We start from the raw sequence: 17,444 nt of genomic DNA, 5'->3' as shown, positions 1-17,444 counted from the left end.
AATATATAAACATCTTGTATCCTTACTATTTCGTAAGGAAGTGATGTTCTTGCCTATTCTATTTTTAAACTTCTCACAAAAAATAAAACAGGCTTCATAGGAAAAGTTATCGCCTTATCACAAATTTGTTATACAGATTCCGCTTTTTTTATCGCTGGACCGACTGATCCCCCATCTGCTAGGGTCACATAAATTTGCTCATCTTCCACTGATTCACCAGCAATCAATTTAATAAGCTGTTCGGAGGCAAGAGCTCCCCATTTTTGCTTAGAATAATCAATACTAGCCAGGCGAGGCTGCATATATCGTGCCAATTCAATGTTATCAAAACCGATAAGATGGATGTGTTCACCAATACGGAGTTCTGTTTCAGCAATGCGATTAATGAAACCGATAGCCATCTCATCATTCAGCGAGAATACCGCGACAGGCTCTTTATACTCCTGCATAATTTGCTCCGCTGCTTTTTCTCCCCCGCTTTTTTCGAAATTGCCCGGAATCGCAATCCACTCGACATCCTGTGTACGCTCTGCTACAAGACGCACTGCCTTCATACGCTGAGCTGAATCATACGATCCTTCTGGCCCGGTAAGTACATATATTTTCTTGTGTCCTTTTTCAATCAGATGCTCCATGGCAAGTGTAGCCCCTGCCTTGTTATCAAGCAGTACATGATTAATGTTAGGGTGGGATAGTTCCCGATCAAGCACAACGATTTTGTGTCCCAAATCTGCATATTTCAGCAGTTCTTCGCTCTCAAACATCTGATCAAGAATAACGGCCCCATCAATCATGCGCTCTGGAAGCATCCGGTGAGACTGTTTACCACTACAAACGATAAGATCATACCCTTGAGCATTACTCACTTCCTTCATCCCGTGAAGAAGATCTCCATACACGTCGCCTCGGAAATCGGTAAGGAATACACCTAGGATTTTCGTTTTTTGTTTTTTTAAAGTTCTTGCTGCTGCATTCGGCACATAATTTAACTCTTTGGCAATGGCCAGAATTTTAGAGCTCGTTTCATCCGTTACCTTATTGCTCCCATTAAGGGCATAAGATACCGTAGAGATGGAAACTCCGGCTTTTTTTGCAATGTCCTTAATACTGACCAATAGTCCTCGCTCCTTCATTAAATAACCAAGCCTAACGTTTATACGGAAAGGTGGGTGGTATGATTAGAGACACCCACCCACGCTTTTTTTATTACGTTACACAAAAATCTCAATTTCGTTATCGTCTTCGTTACATAAACTCTCAAAAGTATCACGGGAAATCTGCAAGCCCCCATCACGATAAGGATTATCGATTAGGGTTGCCGGTATTTCCTTGCCATTCATCATTACTTTTTCTGCTGCGTTTCCACTAATATGATAGATAAACGTTATCTTTCTTCCTGCAAATTCAAAACCAAAACGAAGACCATCAAGTTCCGCTGGAAGTACTGGATCAAGTACAAGATCCCCTTGCTCTTGACGAATACCAAGTGCAGCTGAAATTAGTTGATTCATATAAATCCCCGGGCCACTAGAGTAGATTCTCCAGCCCCCTTTCACCTGAACCTCACCACTGCGCAATTGATCAAAATGATCCTGAGCTTCATAACGATTATTGAACTTACCATCTGAGCTACTGAAGTAAGCATTGCTCTGACGCAGTTCCGCATTAGGGACCACATCCGTAATACCTACAGGGTTAATAATAGCAAGACCATTCCATACCTCTTCCGGTAGACCGAGCTTCGCCATTGCTTCCACATAGCGGATATGCGCATGAACATATTGCAATCCTACCTCACGTCCGAAATTGGCAGCCTGCTCAGCTCTTTTGAAATGAGTGCTTACGCCTCCCGCATAGACTGCTGGGCGATTCATTAAACGTACACCATCCGGGCAGTATAGACGTTCCTTGATGAGATCATAATGAGACTTCGCTTGTTCTGAGTTCAGTAGTTCCGCAATGATGCTTCGTGTCATTGGAAGCAAGCGATACTGAATTCCCGTTTCACGGTCTTCTGGATGCAGCATCAGTTTTGCCTGATTCGGATCTTCCATATATACAAATCCCGGAATGACACCCGTTGCTAGCATATATTTCTCATAATCACGCTTAATTCCGGAAGCCATCTCAGCAAGTTCCGCAGACATGGACTCATCGTGTGCAGCAAGTGCTCTGGATAGCTGAGTTACGGTCTGATACGTCAGTGCAACGGTCCAGCTGCTAACCATGTATTGTTTGAGCTGCGCGTTTGCTGGTTGCAGAGTGTCATCCCAATCTCCGTCTCCATATGAGGAAAGGAAAGTATCATGTAAAAAATGAGTCCGAATATATTCTATTTCTTTTTTGGCATGATCAAGAATACTGAATGTCTCTTGGCTAAATCCAAAACCCTCTTTTACAGTATAAGGAACTTGTTCTTGTAAAATACGATAATCACCCGTGGTGTTCAAATAGTCACTTAGAACTTTTAATGGCCAGACAATGATGTCCCCATGACTTTCTTCTTGCTGAATTTTAAAATACTGATCAAACATAAACCACTGCGGCCAATTACCGTCATCTTGGAATTGATGTGAATACACCATTTTGATGATATCGCTAATTTGCTCATATTTCTGAGTCGCCATAAAGTATTCTACAGGACCCTGACATACATCACGCGTTCCCCATGCTGCACCGCCGTATTGCTCAAGTCCATGAGGTACAGAGTAGTGAACAAGCATGTTATGCGTGTACCACCATGCAAGTGCATTTACTTTAAACAATTGCTCTGATTTTTGCTGATCTGGATGGTCTAAATGGAAATCATTCATCACTTCACGGAAAAAGGAGCGATACAGCTCCGTTTCCTCTACAGCTGAACGGGAGGCAGAACGTACTTCTTCTCCATCAAGTGATCCTTGGAACGTAAGGGTCCATTCTTGACTTGCTTCCAGGTTGAGAGCCAGCAGTGATGCATCGAGTGAATGAATTCCTTCCATTAAAAATGTCTCGTCGCAAGCAGAATAGTCAGCTCCGTCAACCCACATCCGGTACTCCAGATTTGGATGAACTTCTTGGCTAAGTGCTGCTTTATCGGCTTTAATAATGAAGACACCATTTTCTTCACGTACATCTATGGGTAGTTCATACTCATTAACATTCATTGTAATCTGGTTCGTTACTAAATAACGATAAGATGTTCCGCTTTCGGAACGAACGTGGAGTTTTACCTCAGAAGAATCTACTGTAGTGAAATTCGTAATGATCAGCGTTTCTTCCTTCATTTTATAATACCAGCGCACATAGTTAAATCCGATCTCAAAAAGGGAAGGCATCGTCAGCAAACGGTATACTCCGTCAATCTCTACGTAGATACGTTGTCCGGCTGTCTTAGAAAGGTTAAGTGCATTTCTTGCATTGCTCATCAACTTGTTAAAATTGGTGTTTCCGATCACCAGATGGGAGTTAAATATTCCATACATATAAGAAGTCGTTGTGATGACTTTCTCACCCAGTTTTACATTTCCACCGCTCATCAAAATATGTCCATGTGGCCGTTCAATACGCATTTCCTTTGCTTTGAGCACAATATGCTCATACGTATCTGTAAAAAATGCTAGAAGCTCACCTTGGTCACGTTCCTCTTGATGTCGCTTCACTGTAGGGAAAAGGATTTCGATTTCTGCATCCGTCATTGATTCGGTTTGAACCGGATCACCAATAATAGACTTCATATGAACCTTTTTCACTGCCGATGTTTTTAACTGTCCAGAAGATTGCTTAGCGAGAAGAGCAGTGTACTCCGTCCAAGCAGCATCAAGATCTTGCTGATATTCAAGTTCTGTTACAGCTTCAGCATGATTCGGTTTAAACAATCCGTAAAAAATAAAATGTGCTTCACCCGCAAGTTGTTGTGGAACAGATTGAAGTGCTGTATAAGCAAATTCGTACTGATACACTTCACCAGCGAGCTGTGATTTTATTAGAATTTCAGGTTGATTGGTCTCTTTGTAAGAAAGACCGAAGAATTGAAACCCGTCTGTTGAGTAGCTTACAGATTCAGTCAAGGAACCCTGCTGAAGATACGGGAATTCCCCTCCCTGCGGTTGGTTCTGTCTAGAACACACCACGTATCCAGACTTCTCATCATGGAAAGCAGTATGATCAATGTATTGGGACAAATAGGCTTCATTACTTCTTACCGCACCCACATCAGCAATTCCGATATCCTGCCCGTAAATCACGTCAACCTTTGTATCTTTTCCACTCAGTTTTACATCCCAGAACCAGACTCCTTTGGAGGTAGGGGCAAAAGTGACATGGTAAGCTACACCTGCCGCTATCCCTTTCCATTCCAAGAATGAGTCTCCGGCGTAAAATGTACTGTCTGATTGAGTACCCAGCATCGGATAAAAAGTAATGCCGTTCTCACCATGAACGCGTAAGTATAGGTTGTTGATAGAACCATCTAGTGGACTCAGCATTTGCTGGTTAATCATCGTGCGTCCGTTCAGAATCTGATACAGATCGCCGCTTTCCCAGAATGTAAAACAAAGCTCTCCTGCCTGCATGTGTATTTTGGATTTTGTCATGGTTGTCATAGGTATGTCAGTTCCTCCTATCCAGAGAAACGGCTCTCTTTTTCTATATATGGACCGTTTCTCTAGCCGCTTTTCGCTGCTTTATTTAAATTTCTTATGAAAAGGATGTAACGAACGTAAACTCACTAGAAAGTGTATCTCGGCTGTTCGGACCCACGAAGAGTTGGAAACGACCAGGATCGCTTGTATAAGTAAGATCTGAATGATGGTATCGAAGCTGGGCCTCATCGACTGTGAAATCGGCAATACCGCTTTCTCCTGGCTGTAAATGGAGTCTTGCGTAATCTTTTAATTCCATAAGCGGACGTACAACTTCACCGGATATATCACGGATATAGAGTTGCACCGTTTCAGTCCCGGCATGTTCTCCCGTATTCGTTACCTTGACTTGAACACGCAGAGGTTCCTCAGCGGTCATTTCAAGGCTCGAAAAGATAGGTTCTTCATATGAGAACGCACTGTATGAAAGTCCAAATCCAAACGGAAGAAGAGGTTCATTAGGACTGTCAATATAATGCGATACATACCGTTCACCTGTTTTGGCAGGGTCCATTGGGCGACCTGTATTAAATCGGTTATAGTACACAGGTACTTGTCCAACAGATCTTGGGAAAGACATGGTGAGCTTCCCGGAAGGATTCACCTGCCCAAGCAGAATATCTGCGACAGCCCTTCCACCTTCACTACCTGGGAACCAAGCTTCAAGAATGGCATCTGCTTCATCATATACACCATGCAGATCCAGAGGTCTTCCATTAAAGAGAACAACGGCGATTTTCTTGCCTGTCTTCTTCATTTCCTGAACAAGCTGAATCTGTGCTTCTGGTAACTGAATATTGGTTCTTGATGCTCCTTCACCACTCATCGCAGAATCCTCACCTAATGCGAGTACAATTACATCTGCCTGATTCGCCAGCTCCCGAGCATGAGCTAATTGCTCAGCTGATATATGCTTCGTACTAAAACCTGCTGAAGTCATCAGCTTGCCTTGCTCCATTTTCGCCCCAAGTGCACTTCCGAGTGTGGCTGCATCTTCCTTGACGCCTTCTGCTGACCACCAGCCTAAGATGTCATGACTATCTGCATATGGACCAATTAGTGCTACCTTCTGCTCATTCTTCAGAGGAAGCACTTGATCTTCGTTCTTCAGCAGAACACAAGATTTGGCTGCGAGCTCATAAGATACATTTCGATGTTCTTCACAGAACACAATTTCCTTTTCACGTACCGGATCAGCGCCGCGCAGCGGATTCTCGAATAAGCCAAGCTGCTCTTTGAGATGCAGCACACGATAGACGGCTTCATCAATCATTTTTTCGTCAATGGCACCGATTTGAACGAGCTCTGGCAAATGATGCACATAACATGGAGTCATCATCTCAATATCCACTCCAGCACGCATTGCACGGTAGGCTGCTTCCTTGTCGTCTTCTGCTGTTCCGTGAGCAATCAGTTCACGGATCGCAGCCCAATCGGAAATGAGTACTCCATCAAATCCCCATTCGTCCCGCAAAATACCACGCATAAGCTTTTCATTTCCACTTGCTGGTATCCCATCAACTGTATTGAACGAAGTCATTACCATGGCACAGCCTTCATCCAATGCTGCTTTATAGGCAGGCAGATAATATTCACGCATTTGTCTCTCTGACATATCCACCGTGTTATATTCGCGCCCGCCTTCTGCAGCACCGTAAGCTGCAAAATGCTTCACACATGCGGCGATTCGCTCAGGATCTTTCAAATCATCCCCTTGAAAACCGCGAACAAAAGCTTTAGCAAACAGACTATTCAGGTGAGGATCTTCTCCCGTCGACTCCATCACTCTTCCCCATCTCGGATCACGCACAAGGTCAACCATAGGAGCAAAGGTAACATGTATGCCTGACACGGCAGATTCTTTTGCAGCGATCTCCGCACTCTTCTCAGCAAGTTCCATATCCCACGAAGCGCCAATCGCGAGAGGAATCGGGAAAATCGTTTTCAGACCATGTACGATATCTGCCATAAATAATAGAGGAATACCGAGTCTGCTATTCTCAAGGTATGTTTTTTGTATCGCAATAACTGCTTCAGCGCCGGATAGTCCAAGAATGGACCCGCTCGCATCTACTGTATTCTGATCTATGCCAAGCTCCTCAAGCGGTCCTGTGATTGCACTATCTGTCTGTGCCCCTCTGTAAAATGCAGCAGTGAGCTGTTGCAACTGGGCTACTTTTTCTTCCAGTGTCATTTCATTTACAAGTTCCAATAATGACTCATGATTCATAACCAATCACATCCTCTATCTGATGATATGTGGGACTTTTTCTTCTATTTCAGGAGCATGCACAAACCTTATCCTTGTTTACTTACTTCTATCATAGGTTTATGCAAACTCCTCATGTTTGAAGATCAGGATGGCATGAACCCGGCACAAGCGAAAACTTTACTTCACATGCGCCAGATTCTTACCTCCCTTTGTCCTTTTTAAGTCCTTAGATCTTTCTTAAGTCTTTATTTTGCAAGTCCATTCAACTCATCCAGTACCGGCTGTACGAGGGACTGCTTACTTTTCACCCATTCTTTCCAGTTGGCTTCAAGATCTCCATCCTTCAGAATCAGGTTGGTGTATTCGGTAGCATAATCAAAGGAAGCTTGATTTTTGGCTTTAGAATCATACAATTGAACGGTCCAGTCATACTCGGCCATAGCTCCGCCTTCCTCACTAAGTTTTGCTTTGTCCTCATAGTGAGTAACTGCACGGTCGCGATATTCCTTTTTGATTGCCGGGTTAATCATGCTGAAGTCATCTCCCAGCAGGTACAATCCTTCAAAACGGCTCGGATATTTGTCTTCCAGACTCGTTCCTTCAGGAAGAAGGCTAACCAGTTCTTTATTTTCACCGTACTTCCAGTCCGTACCTTCAAATCCCATATTCAGAAGAAGTTGACCTTCTTGGCTGGTAGAGAAGTCCACCATATCCATGATCCGCTCAAATTTCTCGTCGCTGATATCCGGTGAGAAAATGAGTGCTGACCAGAAGTTTGCTTGCTCTAGGTTGCGATATTTATTGTCGTCTCCAAGTACGATCGCGGTGTGTACTACTTCATCGCTTTCTACACCCAGATTCTTTTTCATCGCTTTATCAACGTCTTGTCTATAAGAAGCAAGACCACCAAGACTTGTAATCGCAGCAGAACCATTCACACGGAACTTGTCACTGCCTTCGCTGTTTTTCCAAGTATAAAACTCAGGGTTAAGCAGTCCATCTTGGTATGCTTTTTGCATCAGTTTCAGACCCGTAAGTGTTTCTTCATCGGCAGGACCCCAGTGGTACTGACCGTCATCCCCTTTATAAAAAGCAGACTCGACTCTGGAATGCTCACTGTTAGGCATAATGATGTTCGTCAGAGCATCAGGAGCATTGTAGGAAATAGGTACAAGTCCTGAACCCACCTTACCTGGGTCTTTGTCTTTTACAAGCTGTGCGAATTCCATAAGTTCTGAAGTCGTGTATGCATCTTTCAATTCAAAACCTACAGCTTCAGCCCAGTCCTTACGTAGAGCAATAACACCAATTTGATTCAGAAGCGGATCAGCTGGCTTGTTCTCGTAATACACCGGTCTAGGAAGCAGATATGTTCCGCCCGTTAGTTCTTCCAACTTCTCGCCAAGTCCTGTCAATTCGTAAGCTGCTGCTACGTTCGGCCAGCGCTCTTTCCAGTCATCTGGGAATTTATACAAAAGCCCTTGATCAATATAATTCATTGCATCGCCATGAACATAGTTCCAGGTCGCTACATCAGGCAAATCACCGGAGTTGATCCAAAGGCGAAGTTTTTCTCCCCAGGAATCCCATTCGATAAAGTTGTAATCCCATTCGAGATTATATTTATCCATCCAGTACTTATGGAACTCGTTATCCATTTGGCCGTCTTTCACTTGAACGGTACTCGCAACCGAAACGGTCAATTTATCTACGTAATTCCCGTTTTCGTCCTTTTCGTTTCCTCCTTCCGAGCTACTGTTGGAACAAGCACTTACCATCAGCATGACCAGACACATTGTAATAATGAGAACTGATTTTACGGAAAGCTTTCTGTTCGTTTTCATGTTTTACCCCCATGTTTTTATGAAGAATTTTGATAAAAAATTGTATAGTATTGATCAGGTCTTGATAGCCCCTGTTAATACACCTTTGGCAAAATGCTTTTGAAGCAACGGGAAGAAACACATAATTGGAGCCATCGTCACAAATACCGCTGCCATCTTCATCCCTGTAGAGAAGGAGGACTTGCCTACCGCATCTACGCTCGACGCGTTGGATGCATTCGTCGAAGACTCGACAATGATGGTCCTGAGCACGTTCTGTAAAGGAAGCTGGTCGGCTTTCCTCAGGAAGATCATTGCATCATACCAACTGTTCCAATACGCTACGCCGTAGAACAACGTGATTGTAGCCATTATCGGTGCCGCAAGCGGAAGCACAACAGAGAACAAAATTCTCCATTCTCCTGCTCCGTCCAGTCTCGCAGATTCCATAAGCGATTCCGGTAACGTTTGAAAATAGTTCATCATAAGAATCATGTTAAATGCACTGAAACTTCCAGCTAGAATAACGGACCACAGTGTACCTGTCAGATGAATGGATTTCATGACCAGGTATAGTGGCACAATCCCTCCATTAAAAATCATCGTGAACAATACGAGAAAGAAGATCAGTTTTTTGCCGGGAAACTTGTTTCTACTTAGTCCATACGCCATACTCGTCGTCAGGAACAAGCTGAGTGGTAGACCCGCTGCGAGCAATTTGGTCGTATTCCAGTACCCTGTCAATATGCTCCCGTCCGCAAAAAGTGCCTTGTACGAATCAAGCGTTGGATCTTTCGGAAACATGAGCAGCGGATTCTCTGCGTACTCTTTTGGCGTTGCAAACGAAATCATAATGACGTTCCAGAAGGGAACGAGGATCAATAAGGCCATTGCAGCTAAAACAGCAAATATAAAATAATCGATAAACGTCATTTTGTTCTTTTTGAGTTTTGATTTTTTTCTAGCGATTGTACTCATCGTAGTTCTCCTCTCCTATCGGAACAGACCGTCTCCGCCTAGCTTCTTCGCCACTCTATCAGCCGCCAGCAAGAGAATCATGTTAACCAGCGAGCGGAACAAGCTGACTGCGGTCGAGAATGAGAAATCAGTAGACGACTGGAACGTAATCCGATAAATGTACACATCAAGTACTTCGGATACATTTTTGGTTGCTGCATTTGCCAAGTTGAAGATCTGATCAAAACCGGAAGACATCAGCCCGCCGACAGACAAGATGAACATGATCACAATCGTTGGCAAAATATTAGGTAATGTGATTCGGAACATCTGCTGCAACCTTGAAGCACCATCAATCTGAGCGGACTCATATTGGTCCTGATCTATACCGGAGATAGCAGCTAGATAGATAATCGCTCCCCATCCGGTTGATTTCCAAATATCAGTGAATAGGAGCATCGGAACGAAAGTACTCTCAGATCCTAGAAAATTGATCGTTGGTAAACCAAGTAGTGCAAGCGTACTGTTAACGAGCCCGTCATAGGCAAGAACGTTAATGACTACCCCGGATACGATAATCCAGGAGAGGAAGTGAGGGAAAGTAAATACCGTTTGAAAAATCTTTTTCGTTCGTCCCATCCGCAGCTCATTCAACATCAGAGCGAGCAGAATCGGGAACGGGAACTGCACAATCAGCTTCAAAATGTTAATGTACAGCGTTCGCCATACCGCATCGATAAAGGCTGGATCACGGAATACGTATTTGAAATTTTCAAATCCGATCCATGGGCTTCCCCATATCCCTAAGTTTGCTTTGTAATCCTTGAAGGCTAGTGAAAGCCCGCCCATTGGCAAGTAGGCAAAAATAATAAGCCAGATGAGTCCAGGGATTAGCAGTGTGTAGGTCATGCGATGCTTCCAAATCTCACCGAGCAAGATTTTTCCTCGGCTAGGTTTTGCATTTTTATCGGGTTCTTTATCAGGCCCTAAGGCAGCGGCTTTCACAAGGCATCTCCTCACTCTACTTGGTTTTTTCCTCAAAAAGGAATTCAAAAGTCGTTTTTAAATGTTCTTCCCAGAACATCCAGTCATGCGTTCCAGGTCCTTCTACATATTCGAACTCATATGGTGTACCGCCCATGTAAGCGGCAAACTCTCGGTTCATTTTCATAAATGGATCACTTTCTCCGCAGCAACATAGGATTGAAGGAAGTTTTGCCTGCTCACGAATTAGTTTCTCAGCAAGTGCATATATATCTTGTTCAGAGCTCACTTCAAGCTTCTCTCCAAACACACCTTGCATTTCACGAGCTACATCTGCAGACATTTTCGGATCCTGAAGTCGCTGGGCTATATCCGTTACACCGGATAAAGATACCGCTTTTCGATATCGATCAGGATAAGTAAGCGCACATTTCAAAGCACCATATCCCCCCATCGACAATCCGGCAACATACGTATGAGCTGGGTCTGTATTCATATGAAGCAAGTTATTCACGACCGTAGGTAGCTCTTCTGTAATGTAATGAAAGTAGTCCAGACCGTAAGCCATATCCGTGTAGTAACTTCGATTCACTCCCGGCATGATTACAGTGCAGCCATACTTCTGAGCGTACTGTTCCACCGTTGTGAGACGATGCCAAGTACTGGCATTATCCCCTGCTCCATGAAGAAGATATAGTGTACTGCCTGCCGGCGTACCGTACTCGGAAGGTGAAATAACATGGATGCTTGTCGTCATCCGCAATGTAGGAGAGCCCGTCTCAATCGATATATATGCCATATGTAACCCCTTTCATATTAAAGAGAATATTCTTCTCGAGAATCCAAAGCGCTCTTTAAGTTGGTTTTTCCACCTCTAATCGAATCGTTTCGATAGCTGTATAACAGGTATTTTGCCATATATTTGAGTAAACACTCACTTGGAAGCGATTTCTTCGAATCGTTTCGATAGTTATCATAATGCGAATCTCTTGTTCCTGTCAAACAACCTTTTTCTTGTATAAAAGAATAAAATCAAATGAATTTCTTCATTTATCCTATAAAATAATGGATTATCTTCTTTTTTAACCCGTTTACATTCGGTTTAATTCGCTTTTCTATGCTATCGTTGACTTCTTCGCTTTCCTGTAATACCATAATGGCGCAACTAAACTCTCTATATTTAAACGTTTCGATAAAATTTCTTAGTTCTTACAAATTATCCCTTAAATTCAGAGATGAGAAAGGAAGATTTCCATGTCTATTGATGTAACAGGGTTTGTTCATCGTATAAAGGAAACCCAACTTAACGTCTACTCTGCTCGAATTCTTCAAGGAGGGGAACTAACTGGCGAATGGGATTTAACGAGAGATGAACGCCGTTTGCAGCATTCTGTCAGCAAGTCATTTACCAGTATGGCTGTGGGACTCGCTATTGAGGAAGGAAAGCTTACATTAGAAACGAAATTGAATGATTTTTTTACCTACCCTACCTCTCATCATTCTTCTCAGCCTGACATTCCTGATCCTGGCGAACTAACATTATATGAACTGCTTCGAATGGCTTCAGGTCATGATAATCCCCCGCTATGGGTACATGAACGTAACACACTTACAGAGAAAGACTGGGCTAAATACTACTTGTCTTTACCGCTTGACAGAGCACCTGGAGAACAATTTACATATAGCAGTGGAGACACCTTTATGATCTCCGCACTCGTGCAAGCGGCAGTGGGTGAAACTGTAAAAGATTATCTAATCCCGCGTCTATTTACTCCGCTTGGCATTGAAAATGTAGAATGGGAAAGCTCACCTCTTGGTGTTACGTTAGGTTGCGCTGGGCTTAAAATTAGCAATGAAGAATTGTCTCGGTTTGGTCAATTGCTGCTAAGTAAAGGAAAATGGAATGGAGAGCAGCTTGTCCCCGAATCATGGATTACCTATGCTACGAGTAAACATATTGATACACCAGCAGAGGGTGACTGGGGAGTTGGATATGGCTGTCAATTCTGGATGTGTACTCACGGAGCTTATCGCGCAGATGGTGCTCACGGACAGCTTCTTGTTATCTTACCTGACAAAGAAGCTGTCCTAGCAATAAACAGTCAAGAAGATAACATCCAAGGGATACTAGATGCCGTCTGGTCCGATATCTACCCACAGCTTTGAAGAATAGATTGTTCCAGTAAGAAACCTTCAAGAAGAAATATTCTGAACAAGCAAAGAGTAGGATTCGTTCACTTTGCTTGTTTTTTTGCGTTTACATCGCTTACTTTGCACCTGAATACGAAAAAAAGATGTCAAAATATTAATTTAAGTTTATATGTAAAAGTAGACATGATTCATTTATGGTACTGCATACATATCATGCAAGCAGGATTTATCTTTGTTTTAATTTCCCTCACGCACAAAAGTTGCACTAGACAAATAAATTTGAAGGAGTACAATGTAATTGTAAATACGCATTTTTTCTGTAAACAATCAATTTCCTTTCATTTAATAATTCCATTTTTATTAGAAAACGGTGGTGAGACCTTATGAACACTTCTAAAGAACCTAAACCAAAATCAATTTACTCTTTATCAGGAGCAGAGCAACCAGCTGGAGAAAGCTATACCGGTTCCCTTACCGTTCCAACTGGTGCGTCGTGGTTTCGTAAGCTGCTAGCTTTTACAGGTCCTGGCTTTTTGGTAGCTGTCGGTTACATGGACCCGGGTAACTGGGCGACAGATATCGCCGGAGGATCCCAGTTTGGCTATCGACTTCTGTTTGTCATTTTACTCTCCAATTTGATGGCTGTTGTTCTTCAAGCACTGTCAGGTAAACTTGGACTCGTTACCGGCAAAGACCTTGCACAGGCTTGTCGGCAGCACTTCAAACCTTCTGTGGTTGTTGTGTTGTGGATACTCGCGGAACTTGCCATTGCAGCGACGGATCTGGCGGAAGTAATTGGCTCAGCAATTGCATTACAGCTACTGTTCGGCATCCCAATTCTGTACGGGGTCATCATTACGGCGGTGGATGTCCTTCTGATTCTACTCCTTCAGAATAGAGGTGTTCGGACTCTCGAAAGTATCGTCATCGTGCTTATGGGCACCATTGCTGTTTGTTTTTCAATTGATTTATTTATGGCGGAGCCTAGCGCTTCCGGCATTATCAAGGGTATCGTCCCTGATGCAGAAATTTTACACAATCCTGAAATGCTCTATATTGCCATCGGTATTCTCGGCGCAACCGTTATGCCGCATAATTTATATTTGCACTCTTCATTGGTGAAATCACGTAAAATTGAAAACACGGTCAAAGCCAAGAAAGAAGCCATCCATTTTACGACGATCGATTCAACGATCGCACTTACGATTGCTATGTTCATCAACGGTGCAATTCTCGTGGTATCTGCAGCTGTGTTCCACCAAGCAGGCATGTTTGATGTAGCAGACATCACAGATGCTTATCATCTGCTAACGCCACTTCTAGGAACAACTGTTGCGAGTATTCTATTCGGCATTGCCTTGCTCGCTTCAGGTCAAAATTCAACCCTTACCGGCACCTTGTCAGGTCAAATCGTTATGGAGGGTTTCCTGAGTATCAAATTACCCGCATGGCTAAGACGTCTTGTAACCCGGCTGATTGCTATCATCCCTGCCGTCATTGTCACGGTGATTGCAGGTGAAAAAGGAACGATGGATTTACTTATTCTTAGCCAGGTCATCTTATCACTTCAGCTTCCTTTTGCGGTTATCCCGCTTGTGATGTTTACAGGTAATAAAAAACTGATGGGTGAGTTCGCCAATAAAAGATGGCTGAATATCATTTCTTGGACTATCGCTGGAATTATTGTCGTTCTGAATGTGTATCTACTCGTAATAACCATCTTCTAATATTCCAATAAATAAAAAATGAGCCTGTACAGAAAATCATCTGCGCAGGCTCATTTCTATTTAAACTAACTTTCATCTAAGTATTATAACAGTAACCCTGTTAATTCATGTAGACTTGCGATGGTGTAATCCGGCGTGTCCTTTGCATCCGTAGAAGGTTGGTATCTTCCGTATCCTTGCAAGATGCGAATCGTATTCATTCCAAGCAATTTAGCGGGTACGATATCATTATCTATACGATCACCGATCATGATCGCCTCAGATGGCGCACATCCTGCTTTTTGCAGGGCATATTCATACAGTCTCACATCAGGCTTGGATAGCCCTTGCTCTGCGGAGCAGGCAATGACATCAACATATGGACTAAATCCATATTTCTCAAGCCGCTCTGCCGTTCCTGGGCTCTGATTGGCAATAATCCCAATTCGGTAACACTTCCCCAACTGCGCGAGAATTTCTTTCGCTTCTGGATAAGGTTCTTCCAGTTCTTTGCAAAATTTTAACCTAGGGCGAATGTAAGCCCGATCCTCCTCTTCCGCAATTAACTGAGAGATGGCATACTGCATAGGAGAATCAATGAACTCAGAATAGCTCTCAATAAATTTCTCCCGAACATCCTCGATCGTAATCGAATACCCTCTATCTACTGCGTGCTGGACAAACTGATTCATAATATGGTCCACAGGTACCCATTCATCGACTAGCGTGTCCCCTACATCAAAAAAAAGCCACTTCACATTAGACCACTTTCTCATGTATTGTCTCAACCTTTCAAGTTACAATGATCTAGATATAAAAAAAGACCCATGCTTATCATGAGTCTCACATTACGTGTATTCTATTCGTTCATTATACCAATGCAAGATTTGTTCCGCAATAAAGGAAGCCTTCTCATTCTGCTCACCTTATCCACGGATTCATAAAATATTTCATCTATAAATTGCAGTGGAACCATTCTAATTAACAGCAGCTCGATCTTCGTTTAACAAGAACCCAACCTCTCCCTTGATCGTGAAGATGATATGGTTGGCACCCATACCTCGATAAACACCCCGTGGATGATTCAGCTGGGTAATTATCGTAATCGGCTTACGTGTCCAAGGTCTACAAATTTGCAAAAAGCGACAGGTCAAATTCAAACTGTTTTCGAACAAAAATATGCGTCCCACAGTTGCATTAGGTAATGCCCATTTATGAGCGAAAGCAGTATCCATTCGGATAATATGCTCCACCCCTAGCCGTCTGACCTTTTTTTCTTCCTGAGCGCTATTCGTAAGAACAGCAAAAGATAGCTTTTTGTAAATCAATAACCGAATAAAATTTCGAGCTGCTTCGTTAGGTGCAGTAACCAGAATGATTTCATTATTCATTGTGTAAGCCTCCCTATGATTGAAAAAGACAACAAAAAAAGAACACCATTACATCAAAAAGGCATGCCGGCGCTCTTCCATCCGATTGGAAATGCAGGGAACGAAAAGGAATCATTCAAATCCTACATTCCCGCTTCGGGTGCTCACGGTTCTGCTGCCTCTCCCTATTTACGCTTACGAGGTTAGCTGTCGGATTCGGACAAGAGAGAGTTGCCCTATTCCCGGCCATAGAGCCGAAAAATTCACCCCTCGGAGTGGTCTTTTATAAAAGATCATTCCGGTTTGGTTCCCCCGTTTTTAGAAAAATCCGCTTAAAAACAATAAACGGCATTCAAAAATTCAGCGTAGAAAACAATAAAAAACCACAGAGGTCAGCGCCCCTGCGGTCGACGAAAAATCGATCACAAGATTCATCATTCCTCTCTCAAAAATTAGCTTACGAGGTTAGCTGTCGGATTCGGACGGTGAGAGTCGCCCTACCTTGTTCATCGAATGGACCCGCCATTCAACTTCAAAGGATTCACCCCAGCAAAGCTCATGATTCGGCTCTCACACCGATTCAATCACCCTGCTTTTTAATTGGTTCCCCCGTTTTTCGCTTGAACGTATCAAGACGAAAATTCAGCAATCATAGTAATGAGAACTTCTATTGTTTTAATAATGTAACTCGTCTTTCTTTGCACTCAAGATTTACGTTATGAATCATACACCCGGAGCTGCACGGTGTAAAGGTAGTCTGAATCTTACTTCAGGCAATATAGAGCCATAATTACCCTAATTCAATCAAAACAATAAACAATAAAGCTCCCAGGTCCTCTAATCTCACTCTGGCTCTATATTTCACATACTTACATTTTCCCTTTCCTATATATGAAGTGAAATGACATCACTTTGTTTGACTTTCCATATTAATTGTTTAAAATTTAATTGTAGCAAAGAATATAAAGGCCCTTAATACTCTCTTTTAATAAGAAAAAAACAGATCTAGGCGGTGAAGTTAAAATGTCCATTTACGACTTTAATGTCAATACACTTAAAGGACAAGAATTAAACATGTCAGCTTATAAAGGAAAAGTTATGCTCATCGTTAATACCGCAAGTAAATGTGGATTAACTCCTCAATACAAAGGACTACAAGAGCTTTACGACAAATTTAATCAGCAGTCTTTTGAGGTATTGGGTTTTCCAAGCAATCAGTTTGCTCATCAAGAACCCGGAACAAGTGACGACATTGCTGAATTTTGCCAGATGAATTATGGGGTCAGTTTCCCAATGTTTGAAAAACTGAATGTGAACGGAGAAGAAGCTCATCCTCTTTTCAAATATTTGACCAACAAAGCTCCTGGCATTCTCGGTTCCAAAGCAATCAAATGGAACTTCACTAAATTTCTAGTGGACCAGGAAGGTCGCGTTGTGAAGAGGTACAGCCCAAAGACGACACCAGACAAGATTGAAGCCGATATTGCAAAGCTGTTAGACCAGTGAGGGGCCAGATAAATAAAAAAGAGACCTTGAAGTAATTACTTCAAGGTCTCTTCATTCTGATGCGGTCGAGAGGACTCGAACCTCCACGGGTATACACCCACTACCCCCTCAAG

General features: G+C 42.9%; 12 protein-coding genes and 2 riboswitches. Of the genes, 3 read left to right on the top strand and 9 right to left on the bottom strand.

The features are described from left to right. Positions 1-128: 128 nt before the first annotated feature. The 7 genes from KFT32_RS24265 to KFT32_RS24235 all read right to left on the bottom strand — a co-directional run bounded on the left by KFT32_RS24265 (position 129) and on the right by KFT32_RS24235 (position 11,397). Entirely contained in the window at positions 129-1,115 is a 987-nt protein-coding gene (locus tag KFT32_RS24265) for a LacI family DNA-binding transcriptional regulator (protein WP_211749990.1), read from the bottom strand. 96 nt (positions 1,116-1,211) lie between these two features. Further along, on the bottom strand, positions 1,212-4,583 hold the full coding sequence (locus KFT32_RS24260; protein WP_211749989.1) for a GH36-type glycosyl hydrolase domain-containing protein: 3,372 nt from the start codon (positions 4,581-4,583) through the stop codon (positions 1,212-1,214). Positions 4,584-4,677: 94 nt separating this feature from the next. Next, complete coding sequence (bglX, locus tag KFT32_RS24255; RefSeq protein WP_211749988.1) at positions 4,678-6,852, bottom strand: beta-glucosidase BglX; 2,175 nt, start codon at positions 6,850-6,852, stop codon at positions 4,678-4,680. A 227-nt stretch (positions 6,853-7,079) separates the two neighbouring features. Next, the gene (locus KFT32_RS24250; RefSeq protein WP_211749987.1) at positions 7,080-8,678 is read right to left on the bottom strand and encodes a type 2 periplasmic-binding domain-containing protein; all 1,599 of its coding nucleotides are present in this window, start codon (positions 8,676-8,678) and stop codon (positions 7,080-7,082) included. A 54-nt stretch (positions 8,679-8,732) separates the two neighbouring features. After that, entirely contained in the window at positions 8,733-9,635 is a 903-nt protein-coding gene (locus KFT32_RS24245; protein WP_211749986.1) for a carbohydrate ABC transporter permease, read from the bottom strand. A 15-nt stretch (positions 9,636-9,650) separates the two neighbouring features. After that, entirely contained in the window at positions 9,651-10,619 is a 969-nt protein-coding gene (locus KFT32_RS24240) for an ABC transporter permease subunit (RefSeq protein WP_211749985.1), read from the bottom strand. A gap of 16 nt (positions 10,620-10,635) precedes the next feature. Beyond that, positions 10,636-11,397, bottom strand: a complete 762-nt coding sequence (locus tag KFT32_RS24235) for an alpha/beta hydrolase (RefSeq protein ID WP_211749984.1) — start codon at positions 11,395-11,397, stop codon at positions 10,636-10,638. Positions 11,398-11,852: 455 nt separating this feature from the next. On the opposite strand from KFT32_RS24235, the gene KFT32_RS24230 reads away from it, so the two are divergent. Together KFT32_RS24230 and KFT32_RS24225 are read left to right on the top strand one after the other, a co-directional pair. Continuing rightward, on the top strand, positions 11,853-12,764 hold the full coding sequence (locus tag KFT32_RS24230; protein WP_211749983.1) for a serine hydrolase domain-containing protein: 912 nt from the start codon (positions 11,853-11,855) through the stop codon (positions 12,762-12,764). A gap of 368 nt (positions 12,765-13,132) precedes the next feature. Beyond that, on the top strand, positions 13,133-14,476 hold the full coding sequence (locus KFT32_RS24225; protein ID WP_211749982.1) for an Nramp family divalent metal transporter: 1,344 nt from the start codon (positions 13,133-13,135) through the stop codon (positions 14,474-14,476). Positions 14,477-14,559: 83 nt separating this feature from the next. On the opposite strand, the gene KFT32_RS24220 is transcribed toward KFT32_RS24225, so the two are convergent. Both KFT32_RS24220 and KFT32_RS24215 read right to left on the bottom strand, forming a co-directional pair. Next, complete coding sequence (locus KFT32_RS24220) at positions 14,560-15,231, bottom strand: HAD family hydrolase (RefSeq protein ID WP_211749981.1); 672 nt, start codon at positions 15,229-15,231, stop codon at positions 14,560-14,562. A 201-nt stretch (positions 15,232-15,432) separates the two neighbouring features. Then, positions 15,433-15,846: a hypothetical protein gene (locus KFT32_RS24215; RefSeq protein ID WP_211749980.1), complete on the bottom strand. Its 414-nt coding sequence runs from the start codon at positions 15,844-15,846 to the stop codon at positions 15,433-15,435. A gap of 155 nt (positions 15,847-16,001) precedes the next feature. Next, positions 16,002-16,168: riboswitch (cyclic di-AMP (ydaO/yuaA leader) on the bottom strand. Positions 16,169-16,262: 94 nt separating this feature from the next. Then, a riboswitch (cyclic di-AMP (ydaO/yuaA leader) is annotated at positions 16,263-16,483 on the bottom strand. 365 nt (positions 16,484-16,848) lie between these two features. Between KFT32_RS24215 and KFT32_RS24210 the strand changes: the two genes are divergently transcribed. Then, positions 16,849-17,331, top strand: coding sequence for a glutathione peroxidase (locus KFT32_RS24210; RefSeq protein WP_211749979.1), 483 nt, complete (start codon positions 16,849-16,851; stop codon positions 17,329-17,331). Positions 17,332-17,444: the final 113 nt, after the last annotated feature.

The sequence above is a fragment of the Paenibacillus sp. Marseille-Q4541 genome (assembly GCF_018310695.1).
In the GTDB taxonomy this organism is placed as follows: Bacteria; Bacillota; Bacilli; order Paenibacillales; family Paenibacillaceae; genus Paenibacillus.
This window is presented reverse-complemented; position numbering and strand designations above follow the sequence as displayed.